Annotated in this window: 17 protein-coding genes; 8 read left to right on the top strand and 9 right to left on the bottom strand. The window is 72.6% G+C overall.

The features are described from left to right. Nucleotides 1–167: 167 nt before the first annotated feature. From ACFC51_RS14295 to ACFC51_RS14275, 5 genes are all read right to left on the bottom strand, one after another. Complete coding sequence (locus ACFC51_RS14295) at nucleotides 168–1,307, bottom strand: XdhC family protein (protein WP_376369831.1); 1,140 nt, start codon at nucleotides 1,305–1,307, stop codon at nucleotides 168–170. Between the two features lie 41 nt (nucleotides 1,308–1,348). Further along, the gene (locus ACFC51_RS14290; RefSeq protein WP_376369832.1) at nucleotides 1,349–2,806 is read right to left on the bottom strand and encodes an NCS2 family permease; all 1,458 of its coding nucleotides are present in this window, start codon (nucleotides 2,804–2,806) and stop codon (nucleotides 1,349–1,351) included. A 213-nt stretch (nucleotides 2,807–3,019) separates the two neighbouring features. After that, the gene (locus ACFC51_RS14285) at nucleotides 3,020–5,437 is read right to left on the bottom strand and encodes a xanthine dehydrogenase family protein molybdopterin-binding subunit (protein ID WP_376369834.1); all 2,418 of its coding nucleotides are present in this window, start codon (nucleotides 5,435–5,437) and stop codon (nucleotides 3,020–3,022) included. A 2-nt stretch (nucleotides 5,438–5,439) separates the two neighbouring features. Next, on the bottom strand, nucleotides 5,440–6,036 hold the full coding sequence (locus ACFC51_RS14280) for a (2Fe-2S)-binding protein (RefSeq protein WP_376528808.1): 597 nt from the start codon (nucleotides 6,034–6,036) through the stop codon (nucleotides 5,440–5,442). Nucleotides 6,037–6,038: 2 nt separating this feature from the next. Continuing rightward, entirely contained in the window at nucleotides 6,039–6,929 is an 891-nt protein-coding gene (locus ACFC51_RS14275; RefSeq protein ID WP_376369837.1) for an FAD binding domain-containing protein, read from the bottom strand. A gap of 270 nt (nucleotides 6,930–7,199) precedes the next feature. On the opposite strand from ACFC51_RS14275, the gene ACFC51_RS14270 reads away from it, so the two are divergent. Both ACFC51_RS14270 and ACFC51_RS14265 read left to right on the top strand, forming a co-directional pair. Then, nucleotides 7,200–8,930, top strand: a complete 1,731-nt coding sequence (locus ACFC51_RS14270; protein WP_376369839.1) for a PucR family transcriptional regulator — start codon at nucleotides 7,200–7,202, stop codon at nucleotides 8,928–8,930. 192 nt (nucleotides 8,931–9,122) lie between these two features. Further along, nucleotides 9,123–9,908: a hypothetical protein gene (locus ACFC51_RS14265; RefSeq protein ID WP_376369841.1), complete on the top strand. Its 786-nt coding sequence runs from the start codon at nucleotides 9,123–9,125 to the stop codon at nucleotides 9,906–9,908. 18 nt (nucleotides 9,909–9,926) lie between these two features. Here ACFC51_RS14265 and ACFC51_RS14260 read toward each other — a convergent pair whose 3' ends face one another. After that, nucleotides 9,927–10,673, bottom strand: coding sequence for a GntR family transcriptional regulator (locus ACFC51_RS14260; RefSeq protein ID WP_376369843.1), 747 nt, complete (start codon nucleotides 10,671–10,673; stop codon nucleotides 9,927–9,929). Between the two features lie 143 nt (nucleotides 10,674–10,816). Here ACFC51_RS14260 and ACFC51_RS14255 point away from each other — a divergent pair, with 143 nt between their 5' ends. Both ACFC51_RS14255 and ACFC51_RS14250 read left to right on the top strand, forming a co-directional pair. Then, the gene (locus tag ACFC51_RS14255; protein WP_376528806.1) at nucleotides 10,817–11,665 is read left to right on the top strand and encodes a (2Fe-2S)-binding protein; all 849 of its coding nucleotides are present in this window, start codon (nucleotides 10,817–10,819) and stop codon (nucleotides 11,663–11,665) included. A gap of 203 nt (nucleotides 11,666–11,868) precedes the next feature. Then, on the top strand, nucleotides 11,869–12,954 hold the full coding sequence (locus tag ACFC51_RS14250) for a DUF2637 domain-containing protein (protein WP_376369847.1): 1,086 nt from the start codon (nucleotides 11,869–11,871) through the stop codon (nucleotides 12,952–12,954). 3 nt (nucleotides 12,955–12,957) lie between these two features. Here ACFC51_RS14250 and ACFC51_RS14245 read toward each other — a convergent pair whose 3' ends face one another. Next, nucleotides 12,958–13,368, bottom strand: coding sequence for an ATP-binding protein (locus ACFC51_RS14245; protein WP_376369848.1), 411 nt, complete (start codon nucleotides 13,366–13,368; stop codon nucleotides 12,958–12,960). Between the two features lie 252 nt (nucleotides 13,369–13,620). On the opposite strand from ACFC51_RS14245, the gene ACFC51_RS14240 reads away from it, so the two are divergent. Together ACFC51_RS14240 and ACFC51_RS14235 are read left to right on the top strand one after the other, a co-directional pair. Further along, nucleotides 13,621–14,019, top strand: coding sequence for a ribonuclease domain-containing protein (locus ACFC51_RS14240; protein ID WP_376369850.1), 399 nt, complete (start codon nucleotides 13,621–13,623; stop codon nucleotides 14,017–14,019). A 98-nt stretch (nucleotides 14,020–14,117) separates the two neighbouring features. Further along, nucleotides 14,118–14,507: a barstar family protein gene (locus tag ACFC51_RS14235; protein ID WP_376369851.1), complete on the top strand. Its 390-nt coding sequence runs from the start codon at nucleotides 14,118–14,120 to the stop codon at nucleotides 14,505–14,507. Nucleotides 14,508–14,544: 37 nt separating this feature from the next. Here ACFC51_RS14235 and ACFC51_RS14230 read toward each other — a convergent pair whose 3' ends face one another. Both ACFC51_RS14230 and ACFC51_RS14225 read right to left on the bottom strand, forming a co-directional pair. After that, on the bottom strand, nucleotides 14,545–16,287 hold the full coding sequence (locus ACFC51_RS14230; protein ID WP_376369852.1) for a pyruvate dehydrogenase: 1,743 nt from the start codon (nucleotides 16,285–16,287) through the stop codon (nucleotides 14,545–14,547). A gap of 60 nt (nucleotides 16,288–16,347) precedes the next feature. Then, nucleotides 16,348–17,832, bottom strand: a complete 1,485-nt coding sequence (locus tag ACFC51_RS14225; protein ID WP_376528804.1) for a protein phosphatase 2C domain-containing protein — start codon at nucleotides 17,830–17,832, stop codon at nucleotides 16,348–16,350. A 309-nt stretch (nucleotides 17,833–18,141) separates the two neighbouring features. Between ACFC51_RS14225 and ACFC51_RS14220 the strand changes: the two genes are divergently transcribed. Together ACFC51_RS14220 and ACFC51_RS14215 are read left to right on the top strand one after the other, a co-directional pair. Next, nucleotides 18,142–19,128, top strand: a complete 987-nt coding sequence (locus ACFC51_RS14220) for a helix-turn-helix domain-containing protein (RefSeq protein ID WP_376369854.1) — start codon at nucleotides 18,142–18,144, stop codon at nucleotides 19,126–19,128. 68 nt (nucleotides 19,129–19,196) lie between these two features. Beyond that, nucleotides 19,197–19,679 carry a DUF456 domain-containing protein gene (locus ACFC51_RS14215; protein ID WP_376369855.1) on the top strand — a complete coding sequence of 161 codons (483 nt, stop codon included), beginning with the start codon at nucleotides 19,197–19,199 and terminating at the stop codon, nucleotides 19,677–19,679. Nucleotides 19,680–19,704 lie beyond the last annotated feature (25 nt).

The raw sequence follows: 19,704 nt of genomic DNA, 5'->3' as shown, positions 1-19,704 counted from the left end.
GCCCTGCGTCCCGCACGAGCGGGTCTCGCCCGGCCGGAAACGGAGGAGAGGGAAAATGTCATGCAGCTGATCTACCGGTAAATCCGGGGCTGCGGACGGATTCACCCCTGGCGTGAAGCCGCCGTGGCGGCAACCCGCCCGTGGAGAAGCGTTGTTGCCGGCAGGGTTCAGGCCACCGAAGCGAGCGGCTGTCCGCCTTCGTGGTGGATCGGGGTGTGTGCGCCCTTCAGCGGCAGGCCACTGCCCCCACGCCGGTCCGCGACGATCTCCGCCGCGATCGAGAGGGCGGTCTCCTCCGGGGTGCGCGCTCCCAGGTCGAGTCCGATCGGCGAGTGCAGTGCGGCGAGCTGCCGTTCGGTGACCCCCGCCTCGCGCAGCCGCTCGTTGCGCTCCAGGTGGGTGCGGCGTGAGCCCATGGCCCCGACGTAGGCGACCGGGAGGCGCAGGGCCAGCTGCAGCAGCGGGATGTCGAACTTGGCGTCGTGCGTGAGGACGCAGAGGACCGTGCGCGCGTCCACGTCGGTGGTGGCCAGATAGCGGTGCGGCCAGTCGACGACGATCTCGTCGGCGTCCGGGAAGCGCGCCGCCGTGGCGAAGACGGGACGGGCGTCGCAGACGGTGACGCGGTAGCCGAGGAAGCGGCCCGCCCGGACCAGGGCGGCGGCGAAGTCGATGGCCCCGAAGACGATCATTCGGGGCGGGGGGACGCTCGATTCGACGAGCAGGGTGAGGGGGCTGCCGCAGCGCGAGCCCTCGGCCCCGATGACGATCTCGCCGGTACGCCCGGCGTCGAGCATGGCCCTGGCCTCGGCGGCGGCCGTGCGGTCCAGCTCAGGGTGCCCGCCGAGGCCGCCCTCGTACGCACCGTCGGGGTGCACGAGCAGGGGCAGGCCGAGCATCTGGGCCGGGCCTTCGGTGACCCGCGCGACCGCCGCCGCCGTCCCCCCGGCGGCGGCGGCGACCGCGGCGGCGAACACCGGGCGCGCGGGGTCGTCCGCACGCACCGGTGTGACCAGGATGTCGATGACTCCGCCGCAGGTCAGGCCGACCGCGAAGGCGTCGTCGTCGCTGTAGCCGAAGCGCTCGCGGACGGTGGTGCCGTCCTCGATCGCCTGCCGGCACAGCTCGTACACCGCGCCCTCCACGCACCCGCCGGAGACCGACCCGACGGCGGTGCCGTCGCTGTCCACCGCGAGGGCGGCGCCCGGCTGCCGGGGCGCGCTGCCGCCGACGGCCACCACGGTGGCCACGGCGAACTCGCGTCCCTGCCCCACCCACCGGTGGAGCTCCTCGGCGATGTCCAGCATGGCGTGTCTCCTTATGAGGGGGAAAGGGGGCGCGGCAGGCGTCAGTTGACGCCCAGCCAGCTCTCGATGGGATGCAGGGCGAAGTAGACGAAGAAGACCAGCGTCAGCACCCACATGAAGACGCCGACCTCACGGGCCCGGCCCTGGGCGAGCTTGATCGCCGTGTACGAGATGACGCCGGCGGCGACACCGGTGGTGATGGTGTACGTGAACGGCATCAGGACGACGGTGAGGAAGACCGGTACGGCGACCGAGCGGTCGGCCCAGTCCACGTGGCGGGCGTTCTGCATCATCATGGCGCCGATGACGACCAGCGCGGCGGCGGCCACCTCGGCCGGCACGATCGCGGTGAGCGGGGTGAAGAAGAGGCAGGCCGCGAAGAAGAGTCCGGTGACGACGGAGGCGAGCCCGGTACGGGCGCCCTCCCCGACCCCGGTGGCGGACTCGACGAAGACGGTCTGGCCCGAGCCGCCGGCCACACCGCCGATGGCACCGCCCGCGCCGTCGATGAACAGGGCCTTCGACAGGCCCGGCATGCGGCCCTTGTCGTCGGCGAGGTTCGCCTCGGTACCGACGCCGATGATGGTGGCCATGGCGTCGAAGAAGCCCGCCAGGACGAGGGTGAAGACGATCATGCCGACCGTCAGCACCCCGACGTCGCCCCAGCCGCCGAACTCGACGTCGCCGAAGAGCGAGAAGTCGGGCGAGGAGACGGCACTCCCGCTCAGCTCGGGCGGGCCGCTGCTCCAGGCCTTGGGGTCGATGTCACCGACGGCGTTGACGACGATCGCGATGACGGTTCCGACGACGATGCCGATGAGGATCGCGCCGGGCACGTTCCGTGCCTGCAGCATGAAGATGAGCAGCAGGGTCGCGGCGAAGATGAGCACCGGCCAGCCGGTCAGCGCACCGGTGGGTCCGAGCGACAACGGGGTCGCCACGCCCTGGTGGACGAAGCCGGCCTTGACGAGGCCGATGAGCGCGATGAAGAGCCCGATCCCGATGGTGATGCCGTGCTTCAGCGCGAGCGGGATCGCGTTCATGATCATCTCGCGGAGCCCGGTGACCACCAGGAGGCAGATGATCACACCGTAGATCACGCACATGCCCATGGCCTGCTGCCAGGTCATGGCGGGCGCGACCTGCGAGGCGAGCACCCCGGAGACGCTCAGGCCGGCGGCGAGCGCGAGGGGCACCTTGCCGACGAAGCCCATCAGCAGGGTGGTGGCCGCCGCCGCGAGCGCGGTGGCCGTGATCAGGCCCGACTGGCCGAGGAGCTGGCCGTCGACGTCCTCGCCACCGAGGATGAGCGGGTTGAGCAGGAGGATGTACGCCATGGCCATGAAGGTCGTGACGCCACCGCGCACTTCGCGCGCGACGGTCGATCCCCGCTCGGATATGTGGAAGTAACGGTCGAGCCAGGAGCGTCCGGCGGGGACGCGCGAGCCGGGGCCCGCGTCCTCCGCGCTCGTCCTGGGTTCTACGGACTGCTGGGTCATGTTGCCTGACTCCCAAGGTTCACAGGGGCACCCGCGTGGAGCTCTGGTGATTGCGGGATTTGGGATGCTGCGAGGCGCACGACCCGGGGGACGGCCCGAGGCGAACTCTTCGTGCAGGTGGTGCGGTGGTGCGGTGGCTCCGGACGGTGCGCGGCGCGGGGAAGTGTGACGTTCACGGCAGGCACGCACCGCCCGGAGGGTTTTGAGGGACCGTCAGGTCCCGGTGATGTGTTCGGGGCGTACCGGGGTCTTGTTGAGCTCCAGGCCCGTCGCGTTCCGGATCGCCGCGAGGACGGCCGGGGTGGACGACAGGGTCGGGGCCTCGCCGATGCCGCGCAGCCCGTACGGGGCGTGGTCGTCGGCGAGTTCGAGCACATCGACCGGGATGGTCGGGGTGTCGAGGATGGTGGGGATCAGATAGTCCGTGAAGGACGGGTTGCGCACCTTCGCGGTCTTCGGGTCGACGATGATCTCCTCCATGACGGCGACACCCAGGCCCTGGGTGGTGCCGCCCTGGATCTGGCCCACGACCGACAGCGGGTTGAGCGCCTTGCCGACGTCCTGGGCGCACGCGAGCTCGATCACCTTGACGAGGCCGAGCTCGGTGTCCACCTCCACCACCGCGCGGTGCGCGGCGAAGGAGTACTGGACGTGGCCGTTGCCCTGGCCGGTGTGCAGGTCGAAGGCCTCCGTGGGCCGGTGACGCCACTCCAGCTCGATGTCGACCGCCTCGTCCTCCAGCACGTCGGCCAGCGAGGCGAGCACCTCGCCGCCGTCGGTGACGACCTTGCCGCCCTCCAGGAGGAGTTCGGCCGTGGCCCAGGCCGGGTGGTGGGTGCCGAGCTTGCGGCGCCCCATCTCCAGGACCTGTTCGCGGACGGCCTCGCAGGAGTTTTTCACGGCGCCACCGGTGACGTACGTCTGCCGGGAGGCGGACGTCGAGCCGGCGGAGCCGACCTGAGTGTTCGCCGGGTGGATGGTCACCTGGTTGACACCGAGCTCGGTGCGGGCGATCTGGGCGTGGACGGTGACGCCGCCCTGGCCGACCTCGGCCATCGCGGTGTGCACGGTCGCGACCGGCTCTCCGTTGATGACCTCCATCCGCACACGGGCGGTGGAGTAGTCGTCGAAGCCCTCGGAGAAGCCGACGTTCTTCAGGCCGACCGCGTAGCCGACACCACGAACGACGCCTTCGCCGTGGGTGGTGTTGGAGAGCCCGCCGGGCAGCGCCCGGACGTCCACGGACGTGCCTTCCGCTCCCGCGGCCAGCCACTGCTGCTCGGGCGGCAGCGGCCGGGACTTGACCCGGCGCAGCAGCTCGGCGACCGGGGCCGGCGAGTCGCAGGGCTGCCCGGTGGGGAGCAGGGTGCCCTGCTCCATGGCGTTCAGCTGCCGGAGCTCGACCGGGTCCATGTCCAGGGCTGCGGCGAGCTTGTCCATCTGCGCCTCGTAGGCGAAGCACGCCTGGACCGCGCCGAAGCCGCGCATGGCGCCGCAGGGCGGGTTGTTGGAGTAGAGGGCGATCGCCTCGATGTCCACGTCCTCGACGGCGTACGGTCCGACCGCGAGCGAGGACGCGTTGCCGACGACGGCGGGGGAGGCGGAGGCGTAGGCGCCGCCGTCCAGCACGATCCGGCACTTCATGTGGGTGAGCTTGCCGTCCTTGGTGGCGCCGTGCTCGTAGTGCAGCTTCGCGGGGTGCCGGTGGACGTGCCCGAAGAAGGACTCGAAGCGGTTGTAGACCATCTTGACGGGCTTGCCGGTGCGCAGCGCCAGCAGGCACGCGTGGATCTGCATCGACAGGTCCTCGCGCCCGCCGAAGGCGCCGCCGACGCCGGAGAGCGTCATGCGGACCTTCTCCTCGGGGAGCCCGAGGACGGGGGCGATCTGGCGGAGGTCGGAGTGCAGCCACTGGGTGGCGACGTAGAGCTCCACGCCGCCGTCCTCCGACGGCACGGCGAGGCCGGACTCGGGGCCGAGGAATGCCTGGTCCTGCATGCCGAAGACGTAGTCGCCGGTGACGATCACGTCCGCCCGCTCGGCGGCCGCGGCCGCGTCACCGCGGACGACGGGCTGGCGGTGGACGATGTTGGGGTGCGGGACATGGCCGATGTGGTGGTCCTCGCGGCCCTCGTGGACCAGGATCGCGCCGGGCGCGGTCGCGGACGCCTCGTCCGTGATCAGCGGCAGCTCGGCGTAGTCGATCTTGATCTTCGCGGCGGCACGGCGCGCCGTCTCGGGGTGGTCGGCGGCGACGATGACGACGGGTTCGCCGTGGTGGCGGACCTTGCCGTGGGCGAGTACGGGGGTGTCCTGGATCTCCAGCCCGTAGTTCTTCATCTCGGCCGGCAGGTCGTCGTAGGTCAGCACGGCGTAGACACCGGGCGTGGCGACGGCCTCGCCGATGTCGATGGAGCGGATCTCGGCGTGCGCGACGGTGGAGCGGAGCGTGTGGCCCCACAGCATGTCCTCGTGCCACATGTCCGAGGAGTACGCGAACTCGCCGGTGACCTTGAGGGTCCCGTCGGGGCGGAGGGTGGACTCGCCGATGCCGCCCGGGGTCTGGGAGCCCTGGGTGATCTTGGTGGGGGTGCCGGCCGGTACGGACGCGGCTCGCGGGTGCAGCGCCATGGCTATCGGACCGTCTCTTCCTGACGGGCGGCCGCGAGGCGGACCGCGTCGAGGATCTTCTCGTAACCGGTGCAGCGGCAGAGGTTGCCGGAGAGCGCCTCGCGGATGTCCTGGTCGGACGGGGAGGGCTGCGTCTCGAGCAGCTCGTCGGCGGCGACGAGCAGTCCCGGGGTGCAGAAACCGCACTGGACGGCGCCCGCGTCGATGAACGCCTGCTGGACCGGGGAGAGTTCGCCCGCCTCGGCGCTCTGCCCGTCGGTGGGCCTGGCCTGCCAGCGCTGGGCGGCGTCGAGCGAGGTCCCGCAGGAGCTCGCCGCGCAGCCGGTGCCGGGGTGGGCGCCCTCGCGGTGCTTGGCGTAGTCCGCGAGGCCCTCGACGGTGACGACCTCGGTTCCCTCCGCCTGGCCCGCGGCGACGAGACAGGAACAGACCGGCACGCCGTCGAGGCGCACCGTACAGGAGCCGCATTCGCCCTGCTCGCAGGCGTTCTTGGAGCCGGGCAGGCCCATGCGCTCACGCAGGACGTACAGGAGGGACTCCCCCTCCCAGACGTCGTCGGCTTCCTGCTTCCGGCCGTTGACCGTGAAATTCACTCGCATGGTTAAGCAGCTCCTTCGAGGGTGCGTCCCGCTCCGCGGTACTGCTCCCAGGTCCAGCCCAGCGTGCGGCGGGCCATGATGCCGACGGCGTGCCTGCGGTAGGCGGCGGTGCCCCGTACGTCGTCGATGGGGTTGCAGGCGCCCGCGGCGAGCTGGGCGAACTGCTTGGCGACGGAGGGGGTGATGATCTTTCCGCTCTCCCAGAAACCGCCCTCCTCCAGCGCGGCGTTCAGGAACTCCTCGGCCTCCTTCGCCCGGACCGGGGTCGGGGCCGCGGAGCCGATGCCGGTGCGCACGGTGCGGGTCTCGGGGTGGAGCGCGAGGCCGAAGGCGCAGACGGCGATGACCATCGCGTTGCGCGTGCCGACCTTGGAGTACTGCTGCGGGCCGTCGGCCTTCTTGATGTGGACGGCCCTGATCAGCTCGTCCGGGGCGAGGGCGTTGCGCTTGACGCCGGTGTAGAACTCGTCGATCGGGATCATCCGCGTCCCCCGTACGGACGCGGCTTCGACCTCTGCTCCGGCGGCGAGCAGTGCCGGATGGGCGTCCCCGGCGGGCGAGGCGGTGCCCAGGTTGCCGCCGACGCCGCCGCGGTTGCGGATCTGCGGCGAGGCGACGGTGTGCGAGGCGAGTGCGAGACCGGGCAGCTCGGCCCGCAGGTGCTCCATGACGGAGCTGTAGGGCACGGAGGCGCCGAGGCGTACGGCGTCCTGGCCCACCTGCCACTCGGACAGCTCACCGATACGGTTCAGGTCCATGAGGTGTGCGGGCCGCCGGTGGTCGAAGTTGATCTCGACCATCACGTCGGTGCCACCTGCGATGGGCACAGCCGTCGGGTGCTCGGCCTTGGCGGCGAGCGCCTCCTCCCAGCTGGCGGGGCGAAGGAAGTCCATGAGTGGCTCTCTTCTTCTCAATCGGGTCGTTCGGCTGGGGCTGGGGACGGCCGGCCCTCGGGGTTCGTTCCTGTGTTGTTGTCGCGGTGTGTGGCCCAGTACACAAGCCTTGCTCCACTCGGTGCAGTCACCGAAACCATGAAGGAATTGGCTGGTCTCCATCCCTGTCTTGTAGATTCGAACGAATGGCGGGTCCCGTTGACCTCACCGCAACTCACAGGTCACCTCCGCCGTCCCCCGCACCAACGAACAGATCGGCGGCAATCGACGATGCGGCTGCGCGCACTGCTGGACACCGAGGCGCTGGGCCTGCGGCTGCTCGGCGGCGAGGACGAGCTGGACCGTTCGGTCCGGGGCGTCATGACGACCGACCTGCGCGACCCCAGCCGGTACCTCTCCGGCGGGGAGCTCGTGCTCACGGGGCTGGCCTGGCGCCGGGACGCGGCGGACTCGGAACCGTTCGTACGGATCCTGGCGAACGCCGGGGTCGCCGGTCTGGCGGCCGGCGAGGCGGAGATGGGGGACGTCCCCGACGACATGATCGAGGCCTGCCTGCAGCACCGGCTCCCGCTCTTCGCGGTCGACGAGACAGTCGCGTTCGCAACGATCACCGAGCATGTGGTGCGCCAGGTGTCCGGCGAGCGGGCCGGCGACCTCGCGGCGGTCGTCGACCGGCACCGCAGGCTGATGACCTCGGGCCCGGCGGGCGGCGGCCCCGAGGTCGTCCTCGACCTCCTCACCTCCGACCTGGACCTGCACGCCTGGGTCCTCTCCCCCACGGGCCGGCAGATCGCCGGGGCGGGCGAGCCGCTGCCGCCGCGGGTCGGCGCGGAACTGGCGGGACGGCACCTCGCCGCCACGCGCACCGGCCGCCCGGGGCCGCACCGGGCCGAGGTGGGGGGCACGTCCTATTCACTGTTCCCGATCCGGAACACCGGCCGGGGAGCCCTGCCCGCCGCTCCCCGCGACGTGCGCGCGTCCGTGCTCTCGGACTGGCTGCTGGCCGTCGCGGCCGACGCGGGCGACTGGCCCGCGGCACGGCTGGACCTGCTCCAGGGGGTGACCCAGCTGATCGCCGTCGAGCGGGACCGCAGGGACGCGGCCCGGGCCGTACGCCGCAGGCTCGCCCAGGAGGTGCTGGAGCTGGTCCAGACGGGTGCGGCCCCGGCCGAGATCGCCGCCAGGCTGCGGGTCGCCGCGCCGGTCCTGCTGCCCGGCCTCGGCACGGCTCCGCACTGGCAGGTCGTGGTGGCCCGGGTCGAGTGGTCCCAGGAGGACGCGGACCTCTCCGGCGGCCGGGCGGCGCAGGCCCTGCTGGAGGAGATCCTCGTCGATCCCGCGGTGGCGGGCCCCGACTCGGCCGACCGGATCGCCGTGGCGTACACGGGCGAGGAGGCCATCGCCCTCGTCCCGCTGACCGCGGTGCCCGCGGCCGCGGATGGGGCCGAAGCCCAGGAGGGCGCCGACGCCCCGGAAGACACCGACGCCCCGGAGCGGCAGGAGACGGCGCTGCACGCCGACGCCCTGCTCGACGCGGTCCGCGCCCCCCTGGCCGCCGGCCTCGCGGACGACGGCCGGCTGACCCTGGGTGTCAGCGCGCCCGTCCATTCGGCCGAGGGGCTGCGCGGCGCGCTGGAGGAGGCCCGCCACGCCCGGCGGGTCGCCGCGGCCCGGCCGGGCCCGGTCTGCGCGGCGGGCCACCACGAGCTCGCCTCGCACGTCCTGCTGCTGCCCTTCGTCCCGGACGACGTCCGCCGCGCCTTCACCGCGCGGCTCCTGGACCCGCTGCGCGACTACGACCGGCGCCACCGCGCGGAGCTGATCGAGACGCTGGAGGCCTTCCTGGACTGCGACGGTTCCTGGACCCGCTGCGCGGCCCGGCTGCACCTCCACGTCAACACGCTGCGCTACCGCGTCGGACGTATCGAGCAGTTGACGGGCCGTGACCTTTCCCGCCTCGAGGACAAGCTCGACTTCTTCCTCGCCCTGCGTATGAGCTGATCTTCCGGGCCCGGCACGGCGCCCCCGGGCTCCGGGCGATTGTGAAAACTTTCACCTGACATTGATCCCACCTCTTGGCCCGGCGTGCCATTCCGTGCTGAGATGCGCGCAGACCCTGGCCGACGGGTGTGCGCCCGCCGGCCTCCACAGCTCGATGGCGCGCTCGGGGAGGGCAACGTGGCGCATACCGCCATGTCTGGTTCCGGAACGACAGCAGATGACGATCCGCCGCTCCAGACCGCGGTATGGCGGCTGCGCTCACGCGCCTGCTGGACGGATGCCGCCGCACTGCTCGAACCCCACGCGGCCACCGATCCCGCGGCCGCCCTCCAGCGGACCTCGCTGCTGACCGAACGGTGCCTCTACACCGGCGCCGGCTGGACGGATGCCGAGGACGCCCTGCGCACCGCCGAGGCGCTCGCCCACGACGACTCAGAGCGGGGGGCGGCCGCCTGCGAGCGGGGCTACCTCGCCTACGCCTCGACCCTGCTCGGAGCCCGTGACCGGGCCGACGAGGCGAGCGTGGCGCTCAGCAGGGCCGCCGCCCTGCTCTCCCCCGCGGCCCCCGGCCGCCCCCTCCTGGACTTCCGCCGGGGCCTGATCGCCCAGAACATCGCCGACTCCCCCCAGTCCGCCCGGGCCGCCTACCGCAGGGCGCACGCCGGGGCCACGGCACGGGGGGACGAGCTCCTGCTCTCGTTCACCTGGCGGCACCTCGCCTCGCTCGCCCTGCGCGAGGGCGAGCTGGCGGAGGCGCGGCACGGCTTCGCCGAGTCGCTGCGGATACGGGAGGAGCTGGGCTACCTCGTCGGCACGGCTCCGGCGCTCATCTCGCTGGCGGACGCCGAGGCGGAGCCCGAGGCGGCCGCCCGGCTGCGCGCCGAGGCCGGCCGGCTCTTCCGGCTGCTGGGAGGCGTGCCGACCTGGCTCGCCCCCCGGCTGGAGCCGCCCGCCCCGGAGACCGTCGAGGCGAACTGACGGGCCGGGACCGCGGACTCAGACGTCCGCGCCGTTGAAGTGCTCGCGTACGAGGGAGCGGACCACGGTGAGGTCGCGGGCGATGAGCGCGTCCAGCAGCGCGGTGTGCTCCGACGCGTCGGCGAGCAGGTCGGCCCGGCGCCCCACGGGGCTGTTGACCAGGGGCCACTGGGAGCGCCGGTGGAGGTCGTCGGCGACCGACACGAGCTGCTGGTTGCCGGACAGGGCGAGCACGGCCCGGTGGAAGGCCCGGTCGGTCTCGGCGTAGGCCGCCCGGTCCCCGACCGCCGCCGCCGCGACCGTGGCGTCGGCCAGCGGGCGCAGCGCGCACCAGCCGGACGCGGGGACGGTCCGGGCGAGCCGCAGCATCACCGGGACCTCGATCAGGGCGCGCACCTCGGCGAGCTCCGCCAGCTCGCGGGGACCCCGCTCGCTCACCCGGAAGCCGCGGTTCGGCACCACCTCGACGGCGCCCTCGACGGCCAGCTGCTGCATCGCCTCGCGCACCGGGGTCGCCGACACGCCGAAGCGGGCACCCAGTGCGGGGGCGGAGTAGACGTGCCCGGGGGTCAGCTCCCCGCCGACGAGCGCGGCGCGCAGGGCGTCCAGGATCTGGCCGCGCACGGAGTGCCGCTGGACGACCCGGGGCGCGGGCGGCTCTCCGTGGGTGTGCTCGCCGCGCGCCTGTTCGGGCACGCGGACGTCATGCGGGGGGTCCGCGGGCGCGCACGGCCGCGCGTTCCCGCACGCTCTGCCCTGCTCCATCGGGACCTCCTCGCACTGGCGGGCCGACTCGCGCGCGCCGGGCCCCGTGTGCACGATAGGCGGAGCGGGCCGCAGTTCACACATCGATCTCTTCGGGTAAGGTAAGGCTTACCTGCAAAAGATCGTGATTCGGTGGTCCCCGTATGACCGTGCCCGCCCTGCTCACCGCCACCGCCCCGTCCCCGCTGACGGCGGCGTACGCACGACTGGCCGAGGTCTTCCCCGGTCTCCACGCGGAGGTGCTCGCCGACGGCGTCGCGGCGCCCACGGGCGGCGGATGGGTCGGCGCCGCCGACCTCGCGGCCGGCGGTGCCGCACTGGACGAGTTCCTGGCCTGGGACGAGGCGCAGGTGCTGCGGGACTACGGCACCCGGGCCCGCCCCGACGTGGTGGCGAGCTTCGGACTCCACCGGTACGCCTGGCCGGCCTGCCTCCTGGTGACCCTCCCGTGGTTCACGCACCGGCGGGTCCCGCGGATCCCCGTCGGTGACGTCTCCTTCCACCGGGGCCTGGGCCGTCTCACCCTCCGCGCAAGCGAGTTCGCCTGCCTGCCCGACGACCCGGCGGCAGGGCGGCGCGGCGCCCGGGTCGTCCCCGACGAGGCGGCGCTGCGGGCCGAGGTCCTGGACGCCGTGGCGCAGCACATCGGCCCCGTGCTGGACGGCTTCCGGCCTCGCATGCGGCGCGGGAGGCGGGCCCTGTGGGGCATGGCGACCGACGAGATCGTCGAGGGCCTCTGGTACGTCGCCCACCTGCTCGGGGAGGAGGGCCGCGCGATGAGGGAGCTGGAGCTCCTGCTCCCCGGCACCACCGGGCCGTACGTGGGCACGGCGGGGTTCCGCGAGCTGACCGGTCCGGACGGCGAACCGCTCCCGACGCGCGACCGCGCGAGCTGCTGCCTCTTCTACACGCTGCGCCCCGAGGACACGTGCGTCACCTGCCCGCGCACCTGCGACGCGGACCGGGTGCGGAAGCTGACACCGGCCCCCTGAGCCGTACGGGACTCACACCACCCGGGCGGGCGACCACAAATCGAACGCATACCGGCTCTCCTGTACGGCCATTCGAAAAGATTCCGTCCAACGATGAGCCCCGCCACCCCAATGGCGTTCACTTGCCCCGAAACTCCCTGAGCACGGCGGAATTTCCGTCACGATGGCGCCCGAAACGCCCTACGTGACGCAAGGGACCGCGCATGAGACTGACCGACATATCGCTTGACTGGCTGCTTCCGGGCGCCGTGCTGCTCGTGGGAGTCATGGCGGCGGTGACGGTGGTCGCGCGCGGCAGGCGCGCCGCTGAGAAAGCCGCGGCCGACGACAGCTGGGAACGCAGCGAGGAGCGCCGCAGGCGCAAGGAGGCCCTCTACGCCACCGCCTCGTACGTCCTGCTGTTCTGCTGCGCCGCTGTCGCCGCCGCCCTCTCCTTCCACGGACTCGTCGGCTTCGGCCGGCAAAACCTCAGCCTCTCCGGGGGCTGGGAGTACCTCGTACCCTTCGGCCTCGACGGGGCCGCGATGTTCTGTTCGGTGCTCGCGGTGCGGGAGGCCAGCCACGGCGACGCCGCACTGGGCTCCCGGCTGCTGGTGTGGACGTTCGCCGGTGCCGCCGCCTGGTTCAACTGGGTGCACGCACCGCGCGGCATGGACCACGCGGGCGCCCCGCACTTCTTCGCGGGGATGTCGCTCTCGGCGGCCGTGCTGTTCGACCGCGCGCTGAAGCAGACCCGCCGTGCGGCACTGCGCGAGCAGGGCCTGGTGCCCCGCCCGCTGCCGCAGATCCGGATCGTCCGGTGGCTGCGGGCCCCCAGGGAGACCTTCGGCGCCTGGTCGCTGATGCTCCTCGAGGGCGTACGCACCCTGGACGAAGCGGTGGACGAGGTACGCGAGGACCGCCGGGAGAAGGAACAGAACCGGCACCGCCGACGGGACCAGGCCAAGCTGGACAGGGCCCAGATCAAGGCCCTGAACCGGCAGAACCGGGCCTGGGGCCGCGGCAGCCGGGCCGGACGCCAGGTGGACGTCCAGGCCATCGCCCCGGCAGCAGGGGGCGGCCCGCCGGCCGTCGCGGAGCCTGCCATAACAGAACCGGGACAACTGCCGCTGCGCCCCCGGCCATCCCTGCAAGCCGTGAACGGCTCGAACTCCAGGAGTACTTCGACACAGACAACCAGCGGTGATCCCGCGACCGTCGACCTCACCGCCGAGGACGACACCCAGGCCCTGCCCCGGCTCGACTCGCTGGAGCAGAAACTGAAGGACCTGGAGCAGCAGTTCGGCTGAGCGTCAGGGCTTCCCCGCGTTCAGCTCGAACCAGACGACCTTGCCCAGCGCCTGCGCCGTGACTCCCCAGGAGTCCGCCAGGCTCTGGACGAGGAGCAGTCCCCTGCCGTGCGTACCGTCGTCGGCGTTCGGTACGTACGGCGCGGGATCCTGCCCGGTCACGAAGTCCCGTACCTCCACCCGTAAGCGCGTCGGTGCGGACGTCACCGTGACCACGGCGCCGTTCCGCGTGTGGATCAGCGCGTTCGTCACCAGCTCACTGAGCAGGAGCTGCGCCACCTCGGTCTCCTCCGGGCGCCGGCGGCGGCCCAGGAACTCCCTCAGCTCCGCCCGTATCTCCCGCACGGCCGACAGATCGGTGTGCCCCAGTCTGCGGTGCATCCGCGCCGGCGGACTCTCCTGTCGCTTCGTCATGTCCCCCGCACGCACGCTGAATCGGCCCCCTCGGCTTCCGCTTCCTCACGTCATGTGTCGAACGCCTACCCGGGATGCATGCCCCACGGCGGAGCGGCCACGCATCCCCCGGCATCAACACATGAACGAGTGGGAGTGCGCCCCCGCGCGAACGACCGGCGTGTTTCGTTCTCGTACTCACGGTTAACTTCCGAAAAATTCACATGAGTTGGCGTTGACGGATAGGGATCTACGCGCGTCATCATGGTGGGCATGCGAATCCCCCCACGGATCACCACGCTCGGCGGCGTCGCCGCCCTCCTGTCCGTCCTCTTCGTCGGCGGGCCGGTCACCGCCTCGGCGGCGACGGTTCCCTCGACCGCCGCGGTGGGCAGCGTCTGCTCCTCCGCGCTGCCCTCCCAGGCCCACGACACGCTCGACCTCATCGAGGCGGGCGGCCCGTTCCCGTACGACCAGGACGGCACCGTCTTCCAGAACCGGGAGTCGCTGCTGCCCAGCCAGGGCACCGGCTACTACCACGAGTACACGGTCATCACCCCCGGCTCCCCGGACCGCGGGGCCCGGCGGATCGTCACGGGTGAAGAGGCCGACGAGGACTACTACACCGCGGACCACTACGAGTCCTTCGACCTGGTCGACCACGGCTGCTGATCCGCACCTCCCCCGGACCGGTCCGCGCCGTAGTCCCCCACCTGCGGCGCGGACCATCGGACGGCACGGGAGGAGAGCGCGCCTGTACGCTCCCACGCATGACCGTGACCTATGTGCTCGACGGCTCGGGGATCACCGGCCTCGACAGCTTCTGGGATGCGATCGGCGAGGCGGTGAACGGCCCCGGCGGCTATTTCGGCCGTGGCCTGGACGCCTTCGCGGACTGCCTGGGCGGCGGCTTCGGCACCCCGCAGGACGGGGACTTCGTCATCGAGTGGCGTGACCACGACCGCTCCGCCCGCGCCCTGGGCCACGAGGAGACCGCCCGCAGGCTGGAGCGTCTCCTCCCCCGGGTGCACCCCGCCAACCGGGCGCGCGTCGAGGGCGAGCTGGCCGAGGCCCGGGCGGGCCGCGGTCCCACCCTCTTCGACCAGCTGGCCGAGATCATCACGGACCGGACCGCACCCGGGACGCTCCGGCTGGTGTGAGCTCCGGGATCTCCGCGCGGCGCGCCGTGGACGGCTCTCAGGGCCGGGGCACGTTCCGGAGGTTGGAGCGGGCCATCTGGAGCATCCTGCCGACCCCGCCGTCCAGGACGATCTTGCTGGCGGAGAGGGCGAAGCCGGTGACCATGTCGGCGCTGATCTTCGGCGGGATGGAGAGGGCGTTCGGGTCGGTGACCACGTCGACGAGCGCGGGCCCCTTGTGCTTGAAGGCGTCCTTGAGCGCGCCCTCCAGCTGCTTGGGCTTCTCCACCCGCACCCCGTAGGCGCCCGCCGCCCGTGCGATCGCTGCGAAGTCGGGGTTCTTGTTGGTCGTGCCGAACGACGGAAGCCCCGCCACCAGCATCTCCAGCTCGACCATGCCGAGCGAGGAGTTGTTGAAGAGGACGACCTTCACCGGCAGGTTGTACTGGACGAGCGTCAGGAAGTCACCCATCAGCATGGTGAATCCGCCGTCGCCCGACATCGACACCACCTGCCGGTTCCGGTCGGTGAACTGGGCACCGATCGCCTGCGGCAGCGCGTTCGCCATGGAACCGTGGCTGAACGAACCGATCACCCTGCGCCTGCCGTTGGGCGTGAGGTAGCGGGCCGCCCACACGTTGCACATGCCGGTGTCCACGGTGAACACGGCATCGTCGTCGGCGATGTCGTCGAGGACCGAGGCGACGTACTCCGGGTGGATCGGGACGTGCTTCTCGACCTTGCGGGTGTACGCCTTGACCACGCCTTCGAGCGCGTCGGCGTGCTTCTTCAGCATCCGGTCGAGGAACTTGCGGTCGGTCTTGGCCTTCACCCGGGGGGTCAGGGCGCGCAGCGTCTCGCGTACGTCGCCCCAGACCGCGAGGTCGAGCTTGGAACGCCGGCCGAGGTGCTCGGGGCGGACATCGACCTGGACGATCTTCACATCGGTCGGGAGGAACGCGTTGTACGGGAAGTCGGTGCCGAGCAGGACGAGCAGGTCGCACTCGTTGGTGGCCTCGTAGGCGGCGCCGTAGCCGAGCAGTCCGCTCATGCCCACGTCGTACGGGTTGTCGTACTGGATCCACTCCTTGCCCCGGAGCGCGTGGCCGACGGGGGCCTTCACCCGTTCGGCGAACTCCATGACCTCGGCGTGGGCGCCCGCCGTGCCGCTTCCGCAGAACAGCGTCACCCGTTTGGCCTCGTCGACCATCCGGCAGAGCTTGTCGATCTCCGCGTCCCCGGGCTTCACGGACGGCCGGGAGGTGACGAGGGCGTGCTCGATCGACTTCTCCGGTGCGGGCTGCGAGGCGATGTCACCGGGCATCGAGACGACGCTGACGCCGCCGCGGCCGATCGCGTGCTGGATCGCGGTCTGCAGCAGCCGCGGCATCTGCTGCGGGTTGGAGATCATCTCGTTGTAGTGGCTGCACTCCTGGAAGAGCAGCTCGGGATGGGTCTCCTGGAAGTAGCCGAGGCCGATCTCGCTCGAAGGGATGTGCGAGGCGAGGGCGAGCACGGGGGCCATGGAGCGGTGCGCGTCGTAGAGGCCGTTGATGAGGTGGAGGTTGCCCGGGCCGCACGACCCCGCGCAGGCGGCCAGGGTGCCGGTGATCTGGGCCTCGGCGCCCGCCGCGAAGGCCGCGGTCTCCTCGTGCCTGACCTGGACCCACTCCACGGCGGAGTTCCGCCGGATGGCGTCGACGACGGGGTTGAGGCTGTCGCCGACGACGCCGTACAGCCGCTTGACCCCCGCTCGCACCAGGATGTCGACGAACTGTTCCGACACGTTCTGCTTGGCCATGGGTGCGCACCCTCTCCGCCTCGGGCTGTCCGGGACTCCATCAACCCACGCCGCGCCCCGTTACGCCTCCCAGACCGCCGCGCACGTCCGGTCGTCCGCGTACCCCTTGATCCTGAGCTGTATGTCGGCCAGATAGGCCGGGAGTCCGGGCGGACCGCCGGCACCCCACCGCCGCGCCAGCTCCCCGGCCAGCTCCGGCTCCCCGCGCAGGGGCTCGGCTAGGCCGTTCCCGCAGAGCAGCAGCGTGTCGCCGGGCCGTGCGACCGAGGCGCGGAAGCGAAAGGGCTCGGCGGGCGGAGGCGGAGGGCCCCCGGTGTACGGCGAGGAAGGGGTGGTGATCTGCAGATCCATGGTCAGACGGTCCCCTCCCGGGGTCTCCTCCCTCGCCGAGCCGCCGGTCGCGGGCAGCACCGGCTCGAGGTCCTGCCAGCCCCCGTCACGGAGGCGGAACAGGCCGCCCGGCCCGATGCCGAAGAAGACCCGTGTGCGGCAGGACGGGTCGCAGGACAGCAGCAGACAGCGCAGACCGGTGCTGTACGCCGGGGGTTCGAGGCCGAGTTCGGCGGCGCGGGCGCGCAGTCTGCCGTAGGTGCGGTCGGTCAGGCGGTGCAGACCCGACTTGAGGTCGCCCCTGCGGCCCGCCCTTATGTCGTCGGAGAGCCGGGCGTGACTGCGGGCGACCGCTCCGCCGATCCAGCGACAGGCGTCGGCGGCGGCGAGATGGGCCCGTTCCCCGCCCCGGGCTCCGCCGGCCACCGCGACCAGGACCAGTGCGGCGTCCCCGGTCCCGAAGCGCGCGGTGAGCAGGGCGTCGCGCCGGGGCTCGCCCCGGAAGCGCGCCGAGTCGCCGCGCACGGACGCGGCCCTCAGGGTGTACGTCCCGTACCGGGCCCCGTCGAGGACCGTGTCGGGGACGAGGCCGTCCAGATCGTCGGGTCCGGAACCGGGCAGCGCCACGGGCTCCGCGTCATAGGTCGGCGGCCGGTCCCCGATGTGGCCGACGGCCGGACGCGCCGGCGGCCCGGGGACGGCCGGAGGCTCCGGCGCGGGCGGTGCGGCCACCGTGGGCGGCTCGGGAGGTACGGGCGGGGCCGGCGGCGGGCGTACGGCGAAGGTCCGCGGCCGAGGGGGCGCCGCCGGGGGTTCCCAGGGGGCGCGCTCGACCGGGACGGTGTGCGGGGTCCGGGACGCGTCCGGGGCGGGAGGCGGCTGCGTGCCGGGGACCGGCGGCATGCCGGGGACCGGCGGAGGTGCTTCGACGGGCGGCTGAACGCGGCGCACGGGCGGCCCTCCCGGCTCCGGGTCCGCGTCCGGGCCCGAGTCCCGGTCCGCTTCCGGTAAGCGCGGGTCGGGCAGCGGCACCACGGTGACGGGGTGGTCCGCACCGGCCGACTCCGCGCCGCACACGGTGTCCGACGCGGAGTCGAACCGGTCGTCGAGACTGTCGGCCGCGCTGCCCGGCCCGGTGTCCGGCACGGTGTCGTCGTACAGCCTGCGCCACCAGTCGTCCTCGTGCGCGGCGGGCTTCTCCCCCTGCTGACTCATGCCCATAGTGTCGACCGCTCGGGCCGCACGAAAACGGGTCATCCGGAAAACAGGCCCGGAAGTGGCAGCGGGAAGGGACCCGCCGGACGTCCCCACCCCCCACGGGAAGGTCGCCCGGCGGGCCGGTCCGTCCGCACGGCCTTCCACCTGCGGGGCGGAAGGTACCGGCGGTGGCGCCAGGCTGTCAGAGTGGCGGAGGGTACGGGGCATGATGGGCCCGGCGGGTTTACGCCGTGGCCGTTTCCCGCCACGGCGGACCCGCCCGACGGGCGCGGGAACGCGCGTGCACCGAGCCGGGGAGGGCCGAGGATGCTGTCAGCGATAGGTCTCGACGAGAGACAGGAAGCGGCCTACCGGGCGCTGGTCGCGGCGGGCGCCGCGGAGCTCCCCGATCTCGCGCGCCGGCTGGCCCTGCCCGAGGCGGACGCCGAACGCGCCCTGCGCCGGCTGGAACAGCAGGGGCTCGTGGCCCAGTCGTCGTCCCGTGCGGACCGCTGGGTCGCGGCGCCCCCCGGCGTGGCGCTGGGCGCGCTGCTGACCCAGCAGCGCCACGAGCTCGAACGGGCGGAGCTGGCGTCCGCCCTGCTCGCCGAGGAGTACCGGGCCGAGGCGGCCGAGCCGGCGGTGCACGACCTGGTGGAGGTGGTGACGGGCGCGAGCGCCGTGGCCCACCGGTTCCATCAACTGCAGCTGGGCGCCGCGTCGGAGGTCTGCGCCCTGGTCACGGGGAAGCCGATCGCGGTCACCGGCATGGAGAACGAGTCCGAGGAACGGGCTGCGATGCGGGGTGTCTCCTACCGCGTGGTCGTCGAGCGCGACGTCCTCTCGCTGCCGTCCGGGATCACGGAGCTGTCGGCGGCGCTGAGCCGTGACGAGCAGTGCCGGGTGGTCGACCGGGTGCCGACGAAGCTGGTGGTCGCCGACGCCGCGCTCGCCATGGTGCCGCTGACCGGACGGGGGGCCGAGCCGGCCGCCCTGGTGATCCACGCCAGCGGGCTGCTGGAGTCCCTGATGGGCCTCTTCGAGGCGGTGTGGCGGGACGCGATGCCGCTGCGGCTGGGCGGCGGCGGCATCAGTGAGGAGAGCGGGCCGGGCGCCGATCCGACCGATCTGGAGATCCTCTCGCTGCTGCTGGCGGGTCTCACGGACGCGAGCGTGGCGAAGCAGCTGGACCTGGGGCTGCGCACGGTGCAGCGGCGGGTGAAGGGGCTGATGGAGCTCACCGGGGTCACCACCCGGCTGCAGCTCGGCTGGCACGCCTATGAGCGCGGCTGGGTGGCCCGCGCGCCCCGCTGACCGCCCCCCGGCCACTCACGAGGCCCCGCTGACGGGCGCGACCCGGCAGACTCCTGCACGCTGGTCGAATGAGTGTGTGGCAGCTCGTTGCCGTCGGGGCGGTGATGCTGCTCGGCCTGGTCGGCGTCCTGGTGCCCGGCGTGCCGGGGCAGGCGATCGTCTGGGCGGCGGTGCTCTGGTGGGCGCTGACGGACCCGACGCCGGTCGCCTGGGGTGTGCTGATCGGCTCGACGTGCCTGCTGCTGCTGAACCAGGCGCTGAAGGCCCTGCTGCCCTCGCGGCGCCCCCGCGAGTCGGGGGCGCCGCGCAGGACACTGATGGCCGGAGGGATCGCCGCGATCGTCGGCTTCTTCGTGATCCCGGTGGTGGGCGGGATCCTGGGGTACGTGGGCGCGGTCTACGGGGCCGAACGCATGCGCCTCGGCAGCCGGGCCGCGGGCTGGACCTCGCTCCGCTCGGTGATGCGGGCGACCGGGTACTCGGTGCTTCTCGAGCTCTTCTGCTGTCTGATGGCGGTGGGGGCGTGGCTGGCGGCGGTCGTCTGGGGCTGAGGGCCCGCGGCCCGGACGGCGCGCA

Source organism: Streptomyces sp. NPDC055962 (assembly GCF_042270185.1).
Classification (GTDB): Bacteria; Actinomycetota; Actinomycetes; order Streptomycetales; family Streptomycetaceae; genus Streptomyces.
This window is presented reverse-complemented; position numbering and strand designations above follow the sequence as displayed.

Coding starts and splice junctions, on each gene's coding strand:
- ACFC51_RS14295 (WP_376369831.1), bottom strand. CDS start 1,307: ATGCTGGACATCGCCGAGGAGCTCCACCGGTGGGTGGGGCAGGGACGC.
- ACFC51_RS14290 (WP_376369832.1), bottom strand. CDS start 2,806: ATGACCCAGCAGTCCGTAGAACCCAGGACGAGCGCGGAGGACGCGGGC.
- ACFC51_RS14285 (WP_376369834.1), bottom strand. CDS start 5,437: ATGGCGCTGCACCCGCGAGCCGCGTCCGTACCGGCCGGCACCCCCACC.
- ACFC51_RS14280 (WP_376528808.1), bottom strand. CDS start 6,036: ATGCGAGTGAATTTCACGGTCAACGGCCGGAAGCAGGAAGCCGACGAC.
- ACFC51_RS14275 (WP_376369837.1), bottom strand. CDS start 6,929: ATGGACTTCCTTCGCCCCGCCAGCTGGGAGGAGGCGCTCGCCGCCAAG.
- ACFC51_RS14270 (WP_376369839.1), top strand. CDS start 7,200: ATGCGGCTGCGCGCACTGCTGGACACCGAGGCGCTGGGCCTGCGGCTG.
- ACFC51_RS14265 (WP_376369841.1), top strand. CDS start 9,123: ATGTCTGGTTCCGGAACGACAGCAGATGACGATCCGCCGCTCCAGACC.
- ACFC51_RS14260 (WP_376369843.1), bottom strand. CDS start 10,673: ATGGAGCAGGGCAGAGCGTGCGGGAACGCGCGGCCGTGCGCGCCCGCG.
- ACFC51_RS14255 (WP_376528806.1), top strand. CDS start 10,817: ATGACCGTGCCCGCCCTGCTCACCGCCACCGCCCCGTCCCCGCTGACG.
- ACFC51_RS14250 (WP_376369847.1), top strand. CDS start 11,869: ATGAGACTGACCGACATATCGCTTGACTGGCTGCTTCCGGGCGCCGTG.
- ACFC51_RS14245 (WP_376369848.1), bottom strand. CDS start 13,368: ATGACGAAGCGACAGGAGAGTCCGCCGGCGCGGATGCACCGCAGACTG.
- ACFC51_RS14240 (WP_376369850.1), top strand. CDS start 13,621: ATGCGAATCCCCCCACGGATCACCACGCTCGGCGGCGTCGCCGCCCTC.
- ACFC51_RS14235 (WP_376369851.1), top strand. CDS start 14,118: ATGACCGTGACCTATGTGCTCGACGGCTCGGGGATCACCGGCCTCGAC.
- ACFC51_RS14230 (WP_376369852.1), bottom strand. CDS start 16,287: ATGGCCAAGCAGAACGTGTCGGAACAGTTCGTCGACATCCTGGTGCGA.
- ACFC51_RS14225 (WP_376528804.1), bottom strand. CDS start 17,832: ATGAGTCAGCAGGGGGAGAAGCCCGCCGCGCACGAGGACGACTGGTGG.
- ACFC51_RS14220 (WP_376369854.1), top strand. CDS start 18,142: ATGCTGTCAGCGATAGGTCTCGACGAGAGACAGGAAGCGGCCTACCGG.
- ACFC51_RS14215 (WP_376369855.1), top strand. CDS start 19,197: ATGAGTGTGTGGCAGCTCGTTGCCGTCGGGGCGGTGATGCTGCTCGGC.